Origin of the sequence: Cytobacillus citreus (assembly GCF_018343665.1) — a bacterium.
GTDB classification, from domain to species: Bacteria; Bacillota; Bacilli; order Bacillales; family Cytobacillaceae; genus Cytobacillus; species Cytobacillus citreus.
Genome location: NZ_JAGYPM010000002.1, coordinates 448,235 through 468,873 on the forward strand (window position 1 = coordinate 448,235; position 20,639 = coordinate 468,873).

The 20,639-nt window shown below is 38.7% G+C and carries 11 protein-coding genes and 2 pseudogenes; 11 read left to right on the forward strand and 2 right to left on the reverse strand.

Annotation, left to right across the window (positions count from 1 at the left end; translation table 11 throughout):
* The first annotated feature begins 8 nt into the window (after positions 1–8).
* Together iolD and fba are read left to right on the forward strand one after the other, a co-directional pair.
* On the forward strand, positions 9–1,919 hold the full coding sequence (gene iolD, locus KHA94_RS08315; RefSeq protein ID WP_213101673.1) for a 3D-(3,5/4)-trihydroxycyclohexane-1,2-dione acylhydrolase (decyclizing): 1,911 nt from the start codon (positions 9–11) through the stop codon (positions 1,917–1,919).
* A gap of 113 nt (positions 1,920–2,032) precedes the next feature.
* Positions 2,033–2,872: a class II fructose-1,6-bisphosphate aldolase gene (gene fba, locus KHA94_RS08320; protein ID WP_213102251.1), complete on the forward strand. Its 840-nt coding sequence runs from the start codon at positions 2,033–2,035 to the stop codon at positions 2,870–2,872.
* 1,176 nt (positions 2,873–4,048) lie between these two features.
* Here fba and KHA94_RS26475 read toward each other — a convergent pair.
* Together KHA94_RS26475 and KHA94_RS08330 are read right to left on the reverse strand one after the other, a co-directional pair.
* A pseudogene (locus tag KHA94_RS26475) lies at positions 4,049–4,888 on the reverse strand (M15 family metallopeptidase).
* 94 nt (positions 4,889–4,982) lie between these two features.
* Positions 4,983–5,291: pseudogene (locus KHA94_RS08330) on the reverse strand (ATP-binding protein); the annotation flags it as partial.
* A 282-nt stretch (positions 5,292–5,573) separates the two neighbouring features.
* Here KHA94_RS08330 and KHA94_RS08335 point away from each other — a divergent pair.
* From KHA94_RS08335 to KHA94_RS08375, 9 genes are all read left to right on the forward strand, one after another.
* A complete protein-coding gene (locus KHA94_RS08335; protein WP_213101675.1) occupies positions 5,574–6,023 on the forward strand; it encodes a YncE family protein in 450 nt (149 codons plus the stop codon).
* A 515-nt stretch (positions 6,024–6,538) separates the two neighbouring features.
* Entirely contained in the window at positions 6,539–8,002 is a 1,464-nt protein-coding gene (locus KHA94_RS08340) for a transposase (protein WP_213100793.1), read from the forward strand.
* Between the two features lie 221 nt (positions 8,003–8,223).
* Positions 8,224–8,844: a hypothetical protein gene (locus KHA94_RS08345; protein ID WP_213101676.1), complete on the forward strand. Its 621-nt coding sequence runs from the start codon at positions 8,224–8,226 to the stop codon at positions 8,842–8,844.
* Between the two features lie 556 nt (positions 8,845–9,400).
* Entirely contained in the window at positions 9,401–11,263 is a 1,863-nt protein-coding gene (locus KHA94_RS08350; RefSeq protein WP_213101677.1) for a bifunctional metallophosphatase/5'-nucleotidase, read from the forward strand.
* A 364-nt stretch (positions 11,264–11,627) separates the two neighbouring features.
* Positions 11,628–12,767: a glucosaminidase domain-containing protein gene (locus KHA94_RS08355; protein WP_213101678.1), complete on the forward strand. Its 1,140-nt coding sequence runs from the start codon at positions 11,628–11,630 to the stop codon at positions 12,765–12,767.
* A gap of 486 nt (positions 12,768–13,253) precedes the next feature.
* On the forward strand, positions 13,254–13,916 hold the full coding sequence (locus KHA94_RS08360) for a hypothetical protein (protein WP_213101679.1): 663 nt from the start codon (positions 13,254–13,256) through the stop codon (positions 13,914–13,916).
* Between the two features lie 16 nt (positions 13,917–13,932).
* Positions 13,933–15,135 (forward strand): efflux RND transporter periplasmic adaptor subunit, encoded by a 1,203-nt coding sequence (locus KHA94_RS08365; RefSeq protein WP_213101680.1) that lies wholly within the window; start codon positions 13,933–13,935, stop codon positions 15,133–15,135.
* Between the two features lie 195 nt (positions 15,136–15,330).
* On the forward strand, positions 15,331–18,786 hold the full coding sequence (locus KHA94_RS08370) for a S8 family peptidase (protein WP_213101681.1): 3,456 nt from the start codon (positions 15,331–15,333) through the stop codon (positions 18,784–18,786).
* Positions 18,787–19,629: 843 nt separating this feature from the next.
* A complete protein-coding gene (locus KHA94_RS08375) occupies positions 19,630–20,538 on the forward strand; it encodes an anthrax toxin lethal factor-related metalloendopeptidase (RefSeq protein ID WP_249365403.1) in 909 nt (302 codons plus the stop codon).
* The last annotated feature ends 101 nt before the right edge of the window (positions 20,539–20,639 follow it).

The following is a 20,639-nucleotide window of genomic DNA, read 5'->3' on the forward strand; positions in this document are numbered from 1 at the left end:
AAAATGTCATGGGGAAAACTAGATTAACAACTGCGCAAGCCCTAATCAAATTTTTAAACCAGCAATATATCCATGTTGACGGAGAAGAATTCCCATTTGTTGAAGGTATATTCAGTGTGTTCGGACACGGAAACGTATTGGGAATTGGCCAGGCATTAGAACAAGACCCAGGCCACTTAAAGGTTTTTCAGGGGAAAAATGAACAAGGGATGGCACTTGCAGCGATGGCTTACAGCAAACAAATGCTACGCCAGAAAATCTATGCTGTGACAACATCTGTTGGACCAGGATCTGCGAATCTAGTGACTGCTGCCGGAACAGCACTTGCAAACAATATTCCGATGTTACTTTTACCAGGGGATACATTTGCATCAAGACAGCCTGACCCTGTATTACAGCAAGTGGAACAGGAATATAGCGCAGCGGTTACGACAAATGATGCCCTGAAACCTGTCTCGAGATATTGGGACCGTATTACCCGTCCTGAGCAGTTATTGTCAAGTCTTATTCGGGCATTTGAAGTCATGACTGATCCAGGCAAAGCAGGCCCTGTAACGATTTGCTTAGCGCAGGATGTCGAAGGTGAAGCATATGATTATGATGAAGAATTCTTCGAAAGACGCGTACACTATTTGGATCGTAAAGCACCGGTGGAACGTGAACTAAAAGGCGCTGCCGAAATGATTAAAGCAAGTAAAAAGCCGTTAATCCTTGTTGGCGGCGGAGCTAAATATTCAGAAGCACGTGACATTTTAGTGGCTCTCTCTGAAAAACATAGTATTCCATTAGTAGAAACACAAGCTGGTAAAGCAACTGTTGAATCTACTTATAAAAATAACTTAGGTGGTATGGGCGTTACTGGTACACTGGCAGCTAATAAAGCAGCACGCCAGGCAGATTTAATTATCGGAATCGGTACCCGCTATACAGATTTCGTAACATCATCTAAAACAGCATTCAACTTTGAAACAGCTAAGTTTTTAAATATAAATGTCAGCCGCATGCAGGCGTATAAAATGGATGCCTTCCAAGTAGTTGCCGATGCAAAAACAACATTGGAGCAATTAGCACCGCTATTAGATGGATATGAGAGTGAGTTCGGACAAACAATTGCTGAATTGAAGCAAGAGTGGAATGCTGAGCGTGACCGCTTAAGCAAAGTAACCTTTACTCGTGAAAACTTTGAACCGGAAATTAGGAACCACTTCTCACAAGAGGTTTTAAATGAGTATGCCGATGTATTAAACACCGAATTAGCGCAGACAACAGCATTAATCGCTGTCAATGATACGATTGATCCGGGTAGTACGATTATTGCTTCTGCCGGATCCCTTCCTGGCGATGTTCAGCGTATTTGGAATTCGACTGTAGCGAACACGTATAACGTAGAATACGGATACTCATGTATGGGATATGAAGTTTCAGGTGCACTAGGTGTTAAATTAGCTAATCCGGATAAAGAAGTTTATTCTCTTGTTGGTGACGGTAGTTTCTTAATGCTGCACTCTGAGCTGATCACAGCGATTCAGTATGGTAAAAAAATCAATGTTGTTCTTTTTGATAACTCTGGTTTCGGTTGTATTAATAACCTGCAAATGGGCAATGGCATGGGAACTTATTTCACAGAGTTCAGAACACATGACAATAAAGTTTTAAATATTGACTATGCAAAAGTGGCTGAAGGCTATGGTGCGAAAACATACCGTGTTAATACTATCGAACAATTGAAAGTAGCTTTAGAAGATGCGAAAAAGCAGGAAGTTTCTACTTTAATTGAGATTAAAGTGCTTCCAAAAACAATGACAGAAGGTTATGACAGCTGGTGGAATGTTGGAGTGGCAGAAGTATCTAATAAAGAGGGCATTCAACAGGCATTTGAATCTAGAAAGCAAAAATTAGAAACGGCAAAACAATACTAATAGAGTGAAGAATCGGTTGCGAGGGTCTGAAAAACCCTCGCTTCCTACAATTCTATTCACGATTAAGAGAGGTGAGACAGGTGACAACAGCACAATCATCAAGATTAGTTTCTATGAAAGAGATGCTATCAAAAGCTAAAGAAGGAAAATATGCAGTTGGAGCATTTAACATAAACAGCTTTCAATGGGCAGAAGCGATTCTAGAGGCAGCACAGGAAGAACAAGCTCCTGTTATTGTATCATCTTCTGACAGACTAGTAGATTACTTAGGCGGGTTTAAGACAGTTGCCGCAATGGTTAATTGTATTGTAGAAACAAAGAACATTACCGTTCCAGTTGCCTTGCACTTAGATCATGGCCGCAGTGTGGAACGTTGCATGGAGGCGATTGATGCCGGGTACACTTCCGTTATGATAGACGGATCACATCATCCAATTGATGGAAATATTGAAATGACCAAACAAGTGACAGATTATGCAGGAAATTATGGAGTGACGGTTGAAGCGGAGGTTGGAACTGTTGGTGGTAATGAAGATGGACTTATCGGCGGGATTCAATATGCAGATCCGGAGGAATGTTTACGTATTGTCAAAGAAACAGGGATTGATGCATTAGCAGCCGCTCTAGGGTCTGTTCATGGTCCATACCAAGGTGTGCCCAAATTAGGATTTGCGGAAATGAAGGAGATTTCAGAAATGACTAATTTGCCGCTTGTACTACACGGCGGTTCAGGTATCCCTGACTACCAAATTCAACAGGCAATTGAACTTGGCCATGCAAAGATTAACGTGAATACAGAATGTCTGCAGGCATGGACAAAAGCTGTTCGCGAAGTTTTGGAAAGGGACAAAAATGTATATGATGCACGTACCATCCTTTCTCCGGGTAAAGAAGCTGTAAAACAAACTGTAATAGAAAAAATTAGAGAATTTAAATCAAATAATAAAGCGTAAAGAAAGGGACGATGTCGATTTATTTTTCAAAGGCATCCTCTAATTTTCACTTTTTTAGGAACCAAGAATTGTTTTTGGCCAATAGGAGCTCAAAAGTAATGATTATTAAACTTATTAAGTAATAAATTGTGATCTCCCGCAGGTCGGGCAGAAGAATTGAACAACGATGGGTCGTTTCAGGCAGTAGCCCATTTTTCTTGGTCCTTTATTAATTGCGCAAGCAATGTCTGAACGAAGCTATCTGATTCTACATTTCATCTTTGCATATACATAAAAAAATATTGAATGAATTGGATTAGTTGGAACGCCGTATGCGGGGAAACTCGCCTGTACGGTGTGAAGTGGGGGAAAAGCTGGCGATAACTTCAAAAGCTTACCTATCTCTATAACAAGAAATGGTGATGTAAGCTTGTAAAAAGGATGAGATTTTAGTCCATTAAAAAGTATATAAGGGGGTCCAAAGGGAGAATAATCAACCTTTGAAGTCACCCTCATCTGTTGGTTCGCTATTTTATGAAAAGCAACAATGTGAAAACATGAAAATCAAAGAGGTACGAGTTTAATCGCCCCTTCCATTTTTTCTTCCTCTTGTCCCAAAGTTAATTTCAGCTATTACTGGAATGGAGTCAAGGGCGACGGTAGTCGGGCGGAGCCTTTACCCTTGATGGAATGGAAGAAATGGCTATCATCTCAAAAGGACAAAAGGAAATGAAAAAGAACGTAATTTTAAGATAAAGTGAGATTAAGAGAGATGCTGTCCAAAATACGGGGGTTAATCCGAAATATCTGCTAATAAGATCGCATAAGAAAAACTAAGACATTCGCCAAAAAGGACTAGAGGAACGCCAAGTTTTTCTAATGATTCCTAATGCTTGTTTAATCAAACGTTTGATTAAAGATTTTCCCTTTGATGAAGAAAAGTTAATCATTAAACTAGAATGTCTCAATTCCACCAAGTCTTTAATTCTGTAAGTGTAACATCTCCTAACAGTTCGTTTGCTTTAATTGTATTAGTGCTGTATAGATTACTAATAGTGTCAGGGGAATTTTCAGTTAATAATTACTCCTCCTTTTATAATCCTATAAATTTTTTCGTGGATTAATTTCTAATGTGAAATTGAGGGAGCAAATTATAGGTAAGATTAGCTGGCTTTTACTAGTAGTCCTATCTATATATCATTCAGACACAGTCACAATTACTCCATCCATATTGTTGCCTGATATCTCATAATAGAGATTCACCGGTACTTTAATTGTCACGCTGTGAGAAACGGGGTAATAAGAAACTGTATATTTTATCCCATTAATACAAGTGAAAATGTCCTTTTCTTCTTTTAGATAATTTAAATATTCTTCCAAAACTAAATTTTTTTCCTTCATAATCGCGCTGTGAGGCAAACCAGCATAGTGAATATGCCATGGCTCATATTGAATTCCGGTAACATCAGTTTTGTCCTTTGGATACCGTAAAACAAAGCCGTATTTCCAAGCGCTTTCCTTCAGGTGCTTCACTCATCTTCTTTTGAGTAGATCCCACATCAAGTGATAACCATAATTATGTTCGCTGTAGCCTGCTGGCAAGGCGTAGTTAGAACCCATTTCTTGATAAAGTCTATTTTGCTCTTCAAAGTCTCGATACCCGCTACTAATTAAAAAATGGTGAACCCCATCTTTTTCAGCAGCGTCTACCATCTCTGAAAATTTTTGTGCCACTTCCTCTGACAAATGAATATCGGTATCAAACACCCCATATCCTTTTGATAATTCTCCATGCTTAAATAAATTTACGACATCGGATTTCACACTCTCTTGACGAACAGGGTATTCATAGTTGACCAAGAGTAGATTTCCTTGATAGATCTGATCTTCTGTAATCTCTTTATTTTGAACGCTTTCATAAGACTCCCTATAATCTAAATGATTTTTGTCATCTTGAAAAATCGATGTTGTATTACCGGCTACAAACCCTATGCACAATATTAATAATAAAAAAAATCCCCACTTCTTCATTTTCATTTTCCTCCCTAATAGTACTTATAGGATAGAAAAAACTTCTTAAATAAAGAGTAGGGTAAATATAAAATTTTTCTGAAATTTACTCACTTGAGATTTAAACATATTCTTTCGATAAATTTTCCTGAGGCAAACGAACTTCAAATAACGTACGTATTAAACTACTTTTTGCAGAAATCGTTCCATTATGTTGTTCCACAATATTCTTCGCAATGAACAATCCAAGACCTGTGCCACCGTTTTGAAGAGTTCGTGCTTTATCACTAATATAAAACATATCAAAGAGATGCGGAAGATCGTTAGGAGGAATCATATTGCCTCCATAATTCACAATCTGAACAACCACTTCCTCTGAATCAATAAAGCCGTTAATATCTACAAACTGACCATCGTATCCATAACGATTGAAACAGATGGAAAAGGCGAGGTTTGGATTGGAGGAACGCCTTCAAATAAGCTTTATAAATATAACCCGAATCAAAAGAAACTGACGGATGTTGGCAAAGCGACGAGCGGCAGTACCTCTATTCATGACATCGAGGTTGATAAGGACGGCAATATTTACGGGAGTACTTCCTATGAGGGCGGGCTTTTCAAATATAGCAATGGAAAGTTCCAAAATCTTGGCCAAGCTTCCAAAGGAAAAACGATTGGCCGAAGTCTAGCCTATAATCCAAAGACCCATACGATGTTTGTTGGAGTTGGGGCAAATGCTGATTTAATTGCCTGGAATCTGAAAACAAATGAGAAAAAATCCATTTTGCCGGCTCAGTATAAGAACATCACTTCTATTTATGATTTAGATCAAGCAGGCGGTGTACTATTTGCCAAACTGGAAAAGCCAAATAAGATTCTCATGTTCGATGCACAGTCATATAAGTTCAAAGGCGAACTAAATGCAAAATCAAGAGGCGTTTCAAAGCTGTCTCCGAACGGGAAGAATGTTTATTTTACAAATGATTACCACTTACAAAAATTAGATTTACAGACTGGGAAAATAACACCATCTAAAAACTCATTATCAGGTACAGAGGCAGTATCACTTGATTATGTTAAACAAGGGGGCAAAACATTTTTAACAGGTTGCTTGGAAATACAGGGACCTTCTTTACATATGATTTGGAAACGGAAGATTTAGTTGTAGATCGCTTTACACTGCCTGCTTTGGGTGTGCCCATTTACAATTTGGCAGCGGGACCTGATGGGAATATTTATATTAGCAGCTATGTATCGGAAAAAATGGGCGTCTATCATCCAGAGACCAAATCTTTTTCAACGATCGATAGAGTGGGACAAGTCGAAGGATTTGCGGCGATGAACGGTCGGTTTTACTTAGGGGTATATCCGGGTGGAAAAATAAATGAGATTAATTTTTCCCAGAATCCTTATGTTGAGCCCCTTTTTACAGATTTCCCGAACGAGAAAGCCCACACCGGGCATAGCCCGTCTTTAGACGTGGGATGAAAGTGAGGTCAGATACGGAGTACCGCTAAAAGGTCAAAATCGTTAGCGGTACTTCAAGTATCTGAAAATTCGTACAGAAACATATGTTCTTTATTCTTTGAATCTGATATACTATGTTAGAAATGGTCTTTAGGTTCCAACTGTGGTGAATAATCAATAAAATGCATGAGAAGGAAAGGAGGCTGCTGCATGGCTTCTTCTACGTCCAGTTATGTATTAACACTTCCTCTTCAAACTCGACATCATGAGGCCCATATTCTTGAAAAAAGGTTTGAGATTGCTCGAAAAATCTATAATGCATGTTTAGCAGTAGCGGATAAACGATTGCGAGTCATGCAAGAATCTAAGGATTATCAGAAAGCCCGTAAACTTCCTTCATCGACCCCATCAGAACGCAAACTACGATCCACTACATTCCGTCATTTGCACAAACGATTTAAATTGGAGGAATATGCACTCCATACATATGTAAAGTCCATGCAAACTCGATTTAAACATTTAATCGATTCCCATACAGCTCAAAAACTCGCATCTCGTGCATTTCATACAGTTAAAAAGAAACAAATAGGGATGGCGACAAAAGTTTCTTTTAAAGGATTTGGAAAATTGAATTCTGTAGAGGGAAAAACGAACGCCGCTGGGATTCGTTATAAGGACAGAAAGATTTATTGGCTGGGATTAGAGTTGCCTGTTCGAATAAAACCAAAGGATGACTATGCGTTTCTTGCTCTAGAAAGCAGAGTAAAATATTCCCGGATTTTGCGAACCTTTATGAAAGGAACCATTCGATATCAAATTCAACTGATCTTGGAAGGTACACCTCCTCAAAAATATAATCAAGTTGGAATAAAAGGCAAACTTGGAAAAGGCAGAGTTGGCATTGACATTGGTACACAAACAGCCGCGATTGTGTCAGATTCTAAAGCATCTTTAGTTGAACTAGCTCCCAGTGTCATACATATTCAAAAAGAAATCCGTCTAATTCAACGGTCCATGGACCGAAGCCGAAGGGCCATGAATCCAGAGAAGTTTAATAAAGACGGAACCATCAATCGTTCCTCAAAGAAATGGGTGCATTCCAAAAGATACGGCAAGCTAAAGGCAACATTTCAAGAGATAAATCGACTTCTTTCCGTCTATCGAAAACAAGACCATTGCCTTTTAGCTAATCAAATATTAGAGCAAGGTGATGAATTCTTTATTGAAACCATGAATTTTCAAGCCCTTCAAAAACGGGCAAAAGAAACAACTAGAAACAAGAACGGACGTTTCAGCCGAAAGAAACGGTTTGGAAAATCTATAGCTAGGAAAGCGCCCTCTATGCTTATAACCATTTTAGAACAAAAGCTATCTATCTTCGGCATAGAACTGAAAAAGATCAACACCTCGAAGGTAAAAGCTAGTCAGTATCATCACGAGACGGACACCTTTCAAAAGAAATCCTTGTCTGAAAGATGGAATCTTATAAGAAATGAACGTGTCCAACGTGATTTGTACTCTGCTTATCTCATAAAAAATGTAACGGAATCTCTTGATAGCATTAATAGGTATTTATGTATGGATGAATATGATCATTTTAAGAAACTACATGACATAGAAATTATACGAATAAAATCAAGTAATCAAAACAAAATAAGTAGTTTTGGAATTTAAAGGAGTGTTGGGTTAGAAACGAGCCCATGCAGTCGATAAGCACCGCTGAGGTGTTTGGCTGTAGAAGTCTTGAGCAAACGCTTTGTAGTGTCTGTATGTTGTACCCTATTGTATATTAAAGCAGGGGAGAGTATCGAAGAAACAAGCTAGTCGCTCAAGAACCCCATTGCTTTAGCTATGGGAGTTTCAGGATTGGAAATGGACAGGATAGACCGGTTACGATGACAGGGGCACCAGGAACAAACTATTTATATATCGGCACTCATCCGAAAAACGGAGAGGTTGGGGGCAGCTTAACGATTTACGACACTGCTAAAAAGACACATTCTGTTAGAAGAAATCTCGTGAAGGATCAGAGCATTATTTCACTAACGACTCATCAAGGCTATGTGTATGGTGGCACCTCCATATTTAGTGGCAAAAATATTGAAGGCAAGCAAAATGCTGTATTTTTTAGATTGAAAAGTAATTCCCCGACTGGCAAGATTGAAATTTTACCTTTAGGCATTAATAAGCCGCGCATGATCCATGCGCTGACTGCGGATGACAAAGGCAAAATATATGGATTATCCGATGGCAATTTCTTTGCTTATGATCCACAGTCAAAGGAAACTCAATCGGTCAATGTCGTCAAAAATACAAGCGGCCGCTTCCGCAACGGCTCCCTTGTGATCGGAAACGATAAATATATATACGGTACAGTTGAAAACACTCTCTTTAGAGTTCATCCTAGTACATTTAAATTAGAAATCTTAAAGAGTAACGGAGCAGAAAGACTCACTAAAGGAATGGATGGGGTTATTTATTTTACGTTTAAGGATGAGCTGTGGAGGGTGGAGTAGTTTTTTTTTCGAGTGGTGATTGTGCGTTGGAAGAAAGCTTGTAATAAAATGCTGCTAAAAGTGAGATGGGAAAGATTGAAGTTAAGTTGAAATTATTGTTTTAGAGACAATTTTCCAGAGAGGTCTTAATGGAGTTTGAATAGACCACATTACAAGAAAAACCAGAGCGAAGTGGTCATAAACGAAGGGAAATAGACCACATTACAAGAAAAACCAATGAAAAGTGGTCATAATCCTAGTACGATCAAAATTCATAAAAGACAGTATTCTTTACTTCACTTCTCTAATATAACGAAAAAAATAGACATCGGATTCCCGATGTCTATTTAAGTTAGGTAAGCACACTGGAAAATAAACCAATTGATTTATCTGCTAGCGTACACTTACTATTGTAAACTAGTATGACGAGTCTGGGAATACAAAACATGATTAAATGATTATTTAATCATGGGTATAATTGACTAAAAGTTAAATATTTTACATTCTGTTTACCAAAGGTTAACAGTTTTAATATATAATACTTTTGAAATAGTAAGTGATTACAAGGAGGTAAGCCATGCAAAAGTTTAAAAAAGGGTTTGCTGTATTAGTTTCATCTGTAGTAATATGGTCCGGTTTTGGCGGACAGTTTTCTGTAAAAGCTGAAAGTACAACGGCTAATACAGATACGAAGAATATCACTATTCTACATACGAATGACTCACATGGACGTGTAGAGGAAAGCCAAAATGATGGAATGGGCTTTGCTAAATTATCAACACTTGTAAAGAAATATGAAAGTGAAAATCCGAATACTCTTTTATTAGATGCAGGGGATACACTTCATGGAACAACTTTTGCAACCCTTAGCCAAGGGGAAAGTATTGCCAAAGTTATGAATAAAGTTGGCTATGATGGTATGGCTGCAGGAAACCATGACTTTAACTATGGCTATAAGAGACTATTAGAAATTGAAAAAATGTTAGATTTCCCTGTTTTAAGTGCGAATGTTCGCCAAAAGGATGGGTCTAATCTATTAAAACCGTATACAATTAAAGAAGTAGATGGCATTAAACTAGGTATCTTTGGTTTATCGACTCCAGAAACTCATTATAAAACACATCCGAAAAATGTTGAGGGCTTAACTTTTACTGACCCTGTTAAAGAAGCGCAGGCAATGGTGAAGGAATTAAAAGCTCAAAATGTTGATATGATCATTGCGGTTACACATCTTGGCATCGATGAATCTAGTACAGATACATCCATTAAGGTAGCAAAAGGTGCACCTGGCATTGACTTGATTGTAGATGGTCACAGCCATTCTACTCTTGTTGAAGGCCTAAAAGGCGAGAATGATACTTTAATCGTAAGCGCTGGCGAATATACAAAAAATCTTGGTGTCGTTGAGTTAACGTTTGAAGGAAAGAAATTAACGAATAAAACAGCAAAGCTTATTAATAAAGATGCAACTGCAGATGTAAAACCAGATCCAGAAGTAGAAAAAGTTATTAAAGATATTCAAAAGGATCAAGAGAAAATTTTATCAGAAGAGATTGGTAAGACTGCTGTGAAGCTAGATGGCGAACGCGAACAAGTTCGAGCAGGTGAAACAAATCTTGGTAATCTAATTACTGATGCAATGGTAGACATGACAGGAGCGGATATGGCAGTAACAAATGGCGGCGGAATCCGTGCATCCATCAATGAAGGTACGATCACAAAAGGTGATGTCGTTACTGTTCTCCCATTCGGAAACTATATTGTTACAAAAGAGTTAACTGGAGCTCAGATTAAAGCAGGACTTGAAAATGGAGTAGATTCATACCCAGAACCAAAAGGTGCATTCCCGCAAGTATCTGGCTTAACATTCGCTATTGATACAGCTCAAGAAAAGGGCAGCCGCGTACATTCTATGAAAATTAAAGGGCAGCCAGTGGATATGAATAAAAAATATTTGGTTGCGACAAATGACTTTATGGCTGCAGGCGGAGATGAGTATACCTCATTCAAAGATAGCCCAATTGCTAACGAGTTCCCTGCTTTAGATGAAGCATTGATTAACTATATCCAAAAGATAGGAACAGTGAATGTAAAAGCAGAAGGACGTATCGTTGCAAAACCGATGGAGAAAGAAGAAACACCAAAACCAGAAACACCAAATCCAGGTTCGAAGGTTTACTGGGATGGCTTATTAATGAAAAAAGGTCAAATTGGCCGAGTGGTCATCGAAAAGCCGATCAACCTATGGAAACGCGATGCAAATAACCAGCTTACTTTTGTCCGTGTGTTAAACCCAGGTGAGAAATACAGAGTTTACAGCTATGATAGCAAGTATTCCGGCCAATATGGCGTAGGTGACGGTCATTTCGTTACGAACATGAAGGGCTATATTAAATACGAAACACCGTCTAAGAAAAAATTGGCTGAGTTGAATAAATAGAAGTTAAGTAGAAACAGAGAGTCTGCGGGCTCTCTGTTTTTTTGCAATCTTAAAATAGGGTTTGCTAACTTATCGGCGAAAGACGAGCTAGTTATTAGCAAATCTTAAGTTTATCTGCAAAATCTAGCTGGCTATCAGCTGAATTCACAAGTTTATCAGCCAAAACTATCAAGTTATCAGCCAATCATACACGATTCCCAACGTAATCAAAAAAAATGTAATCAAAAGAACAAAAATGTCAACAAAATGAAATAATAGTAACCAAATTGAAAAGAATAAATACCCCTACTTCCTTTTGTTCCCACCAATATCCATGTAAAATAAAACTATATTACAAAAAAGATAGATTTCAAGGGAGAAGAAGATGAAGAAATTAGTTACATTGTTTTTTGTTTTAGTTCTTAGCCTTGCCTCTTTTACACCTGTACAAGCATCAAGTGATAAAGTGCCTATTGCAGGCAGCTCGATTTTAACTGCTAAGCAAATGGGGGATTTTGTTTTATTAAAGAATCCTGAGCCGAAGTTAACGACGGTGGATATTTATAGATTGGCAGAATTATATTTATCTTTAGGTCGTCAAGAGGGAATTCGCGGCGATATTGCTTTTGCACAAGCGATTTTGGAGACGGGATATTTTCAATTTGGGAACGATGTATTGCCTGAACAGAATAACTACGCAGGTATTGGCGCTGTTGGCGGCGGTGCAAAAGGGGCTTATTTTAATACGCCTGAAGAAGGGGTAAGAGCGCAAATCCAGCATTTGAAAGCCTATGCAAACACCGAGCCGCTTGTCACTGAGAAAATTGATCCGCGGTTTGATTATGTAAAGCGGGGGATAGCTCCCTATTGGACAGATTTGAATAATCGCTGGGCTGTTCCTGGGGATCAATATGGAGAGCGAATTCTGGCTATTTATTCAGAGATGAAGAATATCAATTTATCGATTCCGAATGTAAGCAGTAATTGGTCTTCTAAGCTTCCTCCAGCTGCCCTTTATTTGAAAGCGGACATGCCGCTTATTAGTCCTGAGGGAAAAGTAAATAAGGTGCTAAAAAAAGGGTATAACTATAAAGTTTTCGGAACGATTGGAAACAACTATAACATGGGTGGAAACTATTATATTGCTGCCAATAGCGGTAAAATGAGTGTCTATATTGGCAAGCTACATATAAAAAATAAGGATGTTAATCTCTATCGACCAGATGGAAAAGTTCATCGGAAGCTAGCTCCTGGTGAGATTGTTCGCGTCTACAGCTATGATGACAAAGCCTATTATGTAGGCGGGGGCTACTATGTTCCACGTAATGCCGATGTTTCTTTTTATAAGGGCACAATCCAAATAACAGCAGATAGTCCGTTGTATGCTACAAATGGCACAGTTTCTAAAACCTTGAAAAAAGGCCAAGTGTTTAGAGTGTACGCGATCAATGGCAATAAGCTTGATCTAGGCGGCGGCTTCTATCTAAATTATGATAAACAGAAACAGGTTTACACTAATCATTAATAAATCATCTAAAGGGATGTCTTCTAAGTCTGCTTTTTAGCTTAGGGACGTCCCTTTTCTGTTTAGATCGATTTGCTTTTATTCCGCATTAACGGACAGTAGACCCCCACCTCAAGATTGAGAGAGAAGCGAGGAAGATAGGTGGGGGACAACTGCCCGTAAAAGCCCGTAAAATGAACACAGACTAAAAGCGCCACATCGTGTGGCAACGTCTGCGTGAACCCACTTCCTGTGGGCCGCAACTAACCATCAGTGGGGGATGAAGGCCGACTAAGAACGCCACGTCCTGTGGCAACGTCGGCACTAGCACGTCCTGTGCGTCGAAAACCCCCACTGATGGAAGTTTCACTTTATCTATAAAATCGGCTAGCATCCCATCCTTCTGTGCTATAATACCTAATTTTTACAATCAATGAAGTTGGAAAGGGAATTTTTTCTACTAATGAGATAGAATGAAAGTGAAGCATAAATTTGGAGGTACGACAGATGATTTATTACGTGCATCTATGGAAGGGACTTTTTGACCCGAATGTGTTCTCTTATCAAATCGGGAAGGCAGAGGAAGTAAGAGGAGTATGGAAAAAGGCTGCTTTATTGACCTTGTTTAGTATTCTTCTATTTTCATTAAGTGGCTACTTCGGCTTAGGTCAGGATTTTTTAATGAAAGAAATAACGGAAATCAGTCGACAGGAATTGGAGGCTAAGAAGCTTCTCATCACTGCAGGCCAGCTTTTATGGGGACTTGCCTATGCTTTGTTTATTCTTTTTGGTTTCTCGGTCATTCTTTGGGCTATGATGGATTTACCATATAAGAAAATCGTAGTGGTTCAACTATTTGTCCTCAGTCTATTGCTGGCGGAAAAAGCGATTTTGCTGCCGCTGAACATCTGGCTAGGGATTGGTCCTGAAGCGTCACCTTTCTCACTAGGTGTGTTGATGAGATATATGACCTCAAATATTATAATCGTTCATTTCTTTTCCTATCTTTCTATTTTTAAAATTTGGGTGATTTATTTTCAATATAAAGGCCTGAAAAATGTAAGTGAAAAAAGTCCGAGATTGGTATTATTCATTATTATTTTCGTGAATGTATTCTTCTGGCTTGCGTCTGCATTATTATCCTATCTAAAAATTGAAAGTTTGATATAGACAGGTGGTGGGAAGAATGAAGAAACAGATCAAGCTTATTTTATTTATTGCTGGCGGCTTGCTTATCGCAGGAAATATGTTTTTAATCCTGAAAGACGATTCCAAAATTGAACGATCCGCTTATATCAAAAACTTTTCACCTGCTGAAAAGGAAAATATTAAGCAGTCCTTTCATACCAAGGCAATCGTTGCTCCTGAAGAAGAGTCCCATTATTTCTACGATCAAAAAATGGGGTCATTTAAACAATTCTTCGTTAAAGAAGGGGAGGAAGTGGAGGTTGGAACCCCGTTATATGAGTATATTTCTGCGGATATCGAGGCGGATCTTGCAAGAACGATGGCGAAGAAAGAAAAGATTGAAAGTGAAATCAGTGTTTTAGAAAAGCATATTAGAGAGCTTACTGACTATCGGGATTCTTTATCGTTTGATGAAGAAGAAAAGGCTATTGAGCGTTCGATTATACATAGCATTGATCAAGATATTTCCAATAAACAGTTACAGGCTGACATGTTAAGGCAAACGGCTGATAGTGTTGACCAAGAGCTGCAAGCTATCCAAACGAGTGAAGGAAAGCTGACGGTTGTGAGTGAGGTTGACGGCATTGTGAAGGATGTAAATGTGAGTTTAGGAAACCCATTGATAACGATCAGCTCAGCGATTCCAACGATTCAAGGAAGCTTGAATGAAGAAGAAAGGGATATGGTGGAAATAGGTATTCCTGCTGTCGTTTCTACTAAAAAGGGCAAGCTTAATGGAACTCTTGCAAAAGCTGACCATTTGCCCAATGGAGCTTATTCAGAACAAAAAGCAAGCAAATATCCTTTTTCCATTCAATTGGATGATGAAGCACCTGATCTTCTTCAAGGATCTCATGTGGAGGTTACCTTTATAACAAAGGAGATTAATGGTGCACTTATGATTCCTCAGCAAAGTGTAGTAAAGAAAAAGAAGGGCTCCTTTGTCTGGGTCATTAATTCGAGTGGCAAGCTTGAGGAAAGAGAAATTAAGACGGGAATAAAATCCGGTCACAATGTCCAAGTCAAATCTGGAGTTGAAAAAGGTGAGCTCATTGTTAGCGAACCATCCGCCATAAAAAAAGGTGAAGGGCCGTCCATTTATTCACCTATAAATCTAGCAAAGCTAGAAATCTCTGAAATAAAAGAAATGAGAAAAAAGCAGATTTTAAAATATATGTTAAAAGGTTTTTTAATCAGATAAACGTGGTGAAAGGGGCAGAATGACTTGTACATGTCATTCTGCCCCTTTTAAATAGCTAAATGACAGTGAAAGTGTCCACTAAAACAGCTTTTACACATAATTGTCGAATAATACGAAAAGTTTTTACATGGTATTTCTTGCTATTATTTGCCAGATATATGTAATATAAGGGTAGTAAAAGAGAAGGGGGATATTATGAAGAAATGGGTTAGGAATGCATTGACAATTACTATTGGGCTTGGTTTGGTTTCTAGTAATCTAAGTCCAGCCATAACAGCTTCAGCAGACTCTTTAAAAAATTTTCCGAATGTTTCGGCTGTTGAAGTGAGTCAGCCACAGCTTCAGAAAAAGCTGGAACAGCAAAATGAAAAGGCTTTGAGTGAAGATACCTTTGTTATCAAATATTCAAAACCATTAACACAGGCAGAGCATAGAATTGCAGGAGGAACACTCGTAACGAATTTTCCATCCCTTAACTATGCCGTTGTGAAGGTAAAAAACAAAAAAGATCTCCAAAAAGTCATGCAGAAATATAGAGGCTTTTCACATGTTAACTCAGTTAATCCAAGTGCCCTATATAAACCTTTAAGTACACCAGATCCAAAGGTCAGCGAGTCCTATCATATTGACATGCTTAAATTAAATGAAGCCCATAAGCTTGCTGGGAAGAATTCTGTTACAGTTGCCGTGATTGATCAAGGGGTGGACGTGAATCATCCTGAACTAAAGGGAAAGATATTGCCTGGCTATAATGCCGTCAATCCGATGAATCAAGGTACCCCTGATTTCCATGGAACTCATGTTACCGGGATTATCGCAGGTAATAAGGATAATGGTATCGGCGGATATGGAGTGAACCCGAATGTGAAGATCCTTCCAATCGATGTATTCGATCGAAGCTGGGGGGCTTATGACTATTCGATTGCCCAAGGTATTTTACACGCAGTCGAAAAGGATGCCAAGGTAATTAACATGAGCATAGGCGGACCAATGAAATCGCCAATCATTGAAGAAGCAATTAAAAAGGCGTTAGAAAAAAATATCACGATTGTTGCTTCTGCCGGTAATAGTGGAAGTGATATGGCGAGTTACCCTGCTGCCTACGAAGGTGTCATTAGCGTTGGTTCAGTCGATAAGTCTAAAAATCTATCATCGTATTCTACTTTTGGGCCATCGGTTGACATAGTGGCACCAGGCGAGGACGTATATAGCACAATCTATGAATATGAGAAAAAATCAAGCTTCCGAGAAATGAGCGGAACCTCCATGGCCTCTCCAATGGTCGCTGGTGTTGCATCACTGCTTTTATCGAAGCATCCAAACTTAACTCCTGCTCAGGTTGAATATATTTTAGAACATACAGCAGACGATTTAGGTGATCCTGGATTTGATATCAAGTTTGGAAATGGGCTTGTCAATCCGGTTGCTGCTCTAAAATTTGATGTGAAAAAGCTTCCTGCATTAGCAAATAAGCCTTGGACTGATAAAGAAATCGCTGAAAAAGCAGAGGAAGTTAATTTAGCGAAAGTGTCAGAACTAAAGGGAGCCATTACGAAGTCTTTTGAAGAAAAATGGTATTATACAGATGTAAAGGCTGGAGAATATGTTCAATTTTCTCTAGATGGAACAAAGCAGTATGACTATAAATTAATGATTAATCTTCAGTCTCCAGAAGGGAAGGATAAGCTCGATATTAATAATGTGCTAGATGGTAAGACGGAAGGCAAGCTATATAAAGCGCCTTACACTGGAAAACTAGCATTTGGTGTGAAGGATGTTAATGGAAGCTATGATGATTCCAAAAAACAGCTTTCAAAATTTAATCTTTCTGTCAAAAAATATTCAGTTCTTCCTGCTGATGAATCAACCTTCGAAAAGCCAATTAACATTGAGCTTCCATACGATTCTTCAAAGGAAAAGTATACATTAATTGGTGAAGAAGGAGACAATGACTATTTCACCCTTACTGTCAAAGAGCAGCAAGTCATTAAAATGGACCTTTCTGGCATACCAGGCGTCGACACTAGTTTAAGTGTTTACGAAAAATTTATCATGCCGCCTTCTGAAGATGGTGAAATGTACGAGCTTCCAGAATTAAAGGAGGACGAGGTAGAGCCATCCTTCTACGCTAATAATAAAGGGAAAAGTGAAGGAGAGACCTTATCCTTTGTTGCACAGCCAGAAGTGGAATATTCAATAAAAGTTTCAAATAAAGTAAAAAGTTATTTTGGGTTCTTCGACTTCTTCATCAATGGAAATATGATGGAGGAAGAGCAGAAGCCTGAATCATCTGCAATTCCGTATCAGTTAAAGGTTCAAGGAAAGGTTCTTCCTCCAGATGAAGATTCCTTGCCATTCCTTATGCCTAAAGAAGAAGAGGCTAGCGCGGTAGAGAAGAAGAAAGAGCTCCTATTTATGGACCCAGTTGAAGAGGAATTTGATTATGTTCAAACAATCAAGGATGGCGCACAGTCTTATACTATAGGCAAAGCAGCAACAGGATATTTACAAACCTTAGAGGATGAGGATTGGTTCAGTGTAACTCCTGGGGATACAGGTATTTATGAGTTTTCTTTAGAAAAAAACAACGCCAATATTCCTATTCTTGGAATCTATCAAATTAAAACAGAAAAGGATCATAAAGGAAAAGAATATTCCTACTTTGAACAAATTGGTTCAAACGAATATTCTTTCTGGCAGACTGGTAAATTAGACGAGATCTTATATACAGGGTTAAAAAAGGAAGAAACCTATTATGTTAAGGTCAATACAAATTACTTTAACGGATCCATCTCATTTGACCCATATACATTTACTTCTAAGCTGATCGTCAAAAATCCACAGGACAAATATGAGGATAATGATAAGTTAGAAGATATTAAGAATCTTCCAGCCAATAGCATAGAAGGCAATTTTGCGATGCCGTATGATCAAGATAACTTCTACTTTGAAAGCAAACAGAGTGAAATTTACGGAGTGAAGCTGGAAAGAAAGCAGGTTAGCGATAAGTTTAAGAAGCAATATCCGAAGGAGCTCCTAAGCCAGTTTGCAGGGGTACTCGTAATTTACAAGGATACGAATAAAAACCGCAAGCTTGATGATGAGGAAATGGGAACCGCTCAATACATTCAAAAAGGTGCAGGACTTGGTAAAACATTCGGTTCCTTCAAAACGGAAAAAAATAAAAACTATATCATCTCGGTAATGGCTTACTTTGAAGGGGGAAGCTCATTCTCACTATTGCCGTACACATTAGCAGTAAACCCGGTAAACAAAAATGACGAGGATAAAGACTCAGTCGTAAAAAATAACATCCCATCTAAGCCGCTCGCTCTCAAAGCGAAGTCAGCGAAGCATTTGCAAGCAACTGGCCATTTAAATGCAGGCGTTGCTTATGGAGATGAAGACTGGTACGTGCTTAAGCTTGATAAAGACACAAAAGGAAAAATCGAGCTTGAAACAGGCATTGAGATCGATGGCGTGATCTCTCTATATAGTAATGGAAAGCTTATTACAACAGCTGATTACTATCCTGAAGGAGACAAGGAAGTCCTGAATTTCGATCTGAAAAAGGGAACCTATCACATCAAAGTCCGCGATGTCAACGGCAACGCGACTTTAACACCGTACACATTAAATGTTTACAAGTGATCTTGCTTCAGGAATCAGGTTGAGATTCTAACGTAGCATTCATTAACAGGGCAATTTTTATAAAGAGCCAGTCCATCTTGGGGACTGGTTTCTTTTTTGTGAAAAGGGCTTAGTCTGTTAAACTGTTGGATTGGCTGATAATTGAGGGTGGTGGCTGATAAGGAGTAAGATTGATGCCCGTCTAAAGGAAATATTGCCGTAAGCGGTAACCAAAGCGCACGTTTGATGCCCGTTTAGATGAGATATTGCCGTAAGCGGTAACCAAAGCACAAGATTGATGCCCATCTAGATGAGATATTGCCGTAAGCGGTAACCAAAGCACAAGATTGATGCCCATCTAGAGGAAAAATTGCCGTAATCGGTAACCAAAGCGCAAGATTGATGCCCGTCTAGATGAGATATTGCCCTTAAGCGGTAACCAAAGCGCAAGATTGATGCCCATCTAGATGAGATATTGCCGTAAGCGGTAACCAAAGCACAAGATTGATGCCCATCTAGAGGAAAAATTGCCGTAAGCGGTAACCAAAGCACAAGATTGATGCCCATCTAGATGAGATATTGCCCTTAAGCGGTAACCAAAGCGCAAGATTGATTTCCATCTAGAGATAATTTTTGCTGTTACCGGTACCTAGCTGACAAAATTGTCATGCCAAACTCAATATCGATTCGGGAGTCACATCATTATAAGATTTGGCTATTAGGAGAAGTCCTACTGATTTACAACTAAGCTTATTTTATTCAGCATTTGAAGGGCTATTCTTACATGTGAATCTAATATAAAATGAAGTTAATAGTATCAAAAATAGTAAAAGCTAATACTGCCACAATCGTAGGGGGATGAACATGAGAAAATGTCTATTAATGATTGCCGCATTATTCCTATTAATATTGATTAACCCCGAGACACCACAGGCAGCAACTGTTTATTGGGATGGTGTGGAGCTTAAAAAAGGTCAAATTGGCCGAGTAACCATTGTGAAACCACTTAATTTATGGAAAAGAACAGAAAATGGTCTCCAGTTTGAAAGACAGCTTCAGCAAGGCGAAAAATACCGAGTATACAGAATGGATGACCTGTACGGCGGTCAATTTGGAGTTGGAGGGGATTTCTATATTACAAATATAGAAGGTTATGTCATCTATGAAACTCCTTCCATATCAAAAAAAAAGCTTCTTGACTGTGATCAAGAGTGTTTAGTTGAAACTGTTGTGATTTCACCTGAAAATAATAAAGACTCTGCAGCAGTTAAGCAAATAAAAGAACGGTTAAAGGCTCTGCCAGAATCTATTTTAGTTCAGCTCATCACTCAAAATATACATGTTCACCTAGTTGATGGTCCGATTACGGATACAAAAGAATATTCGTATCTAAAAGGAGTCATTCCTAGAGGCTGGGAGGGCACGAATAAGACGTGGGATGACGTTCCTGGAATTGGCGGAAGTAAAACCGTCGTCGTTCGAATTGGCTATAGTGAAAAGGGGAGTGGCCATGGCTCGATCAACCTTGAATTACATGAGCTAGCTCATTCTATCGATAGTATTCTAAATAATCATTTATCATCCTCTGCCGATTTTCATGCAATATGGAATTCAGAAAAGAAAAAGCTTTTTCCAGAGGAACCATATTTTAATTTATACCCTGAGGAATACTTCTCAGAAGCTTTTGCCATGTATTATCGAGACAAGGATTCAAGAAAAAAACTACAAGAATTAGCGCCGAAAACCTATCAAATTATAGAGAATATTAAGTAGTTAGCTCTCGAAATTCGAGGGCTTTTTCAATGCGAAAAATAAATTGCAGGGTGGTTCCGCAGCTAACAGTCCTAATAGAGTTTGAAAAGAAGCCATGACCG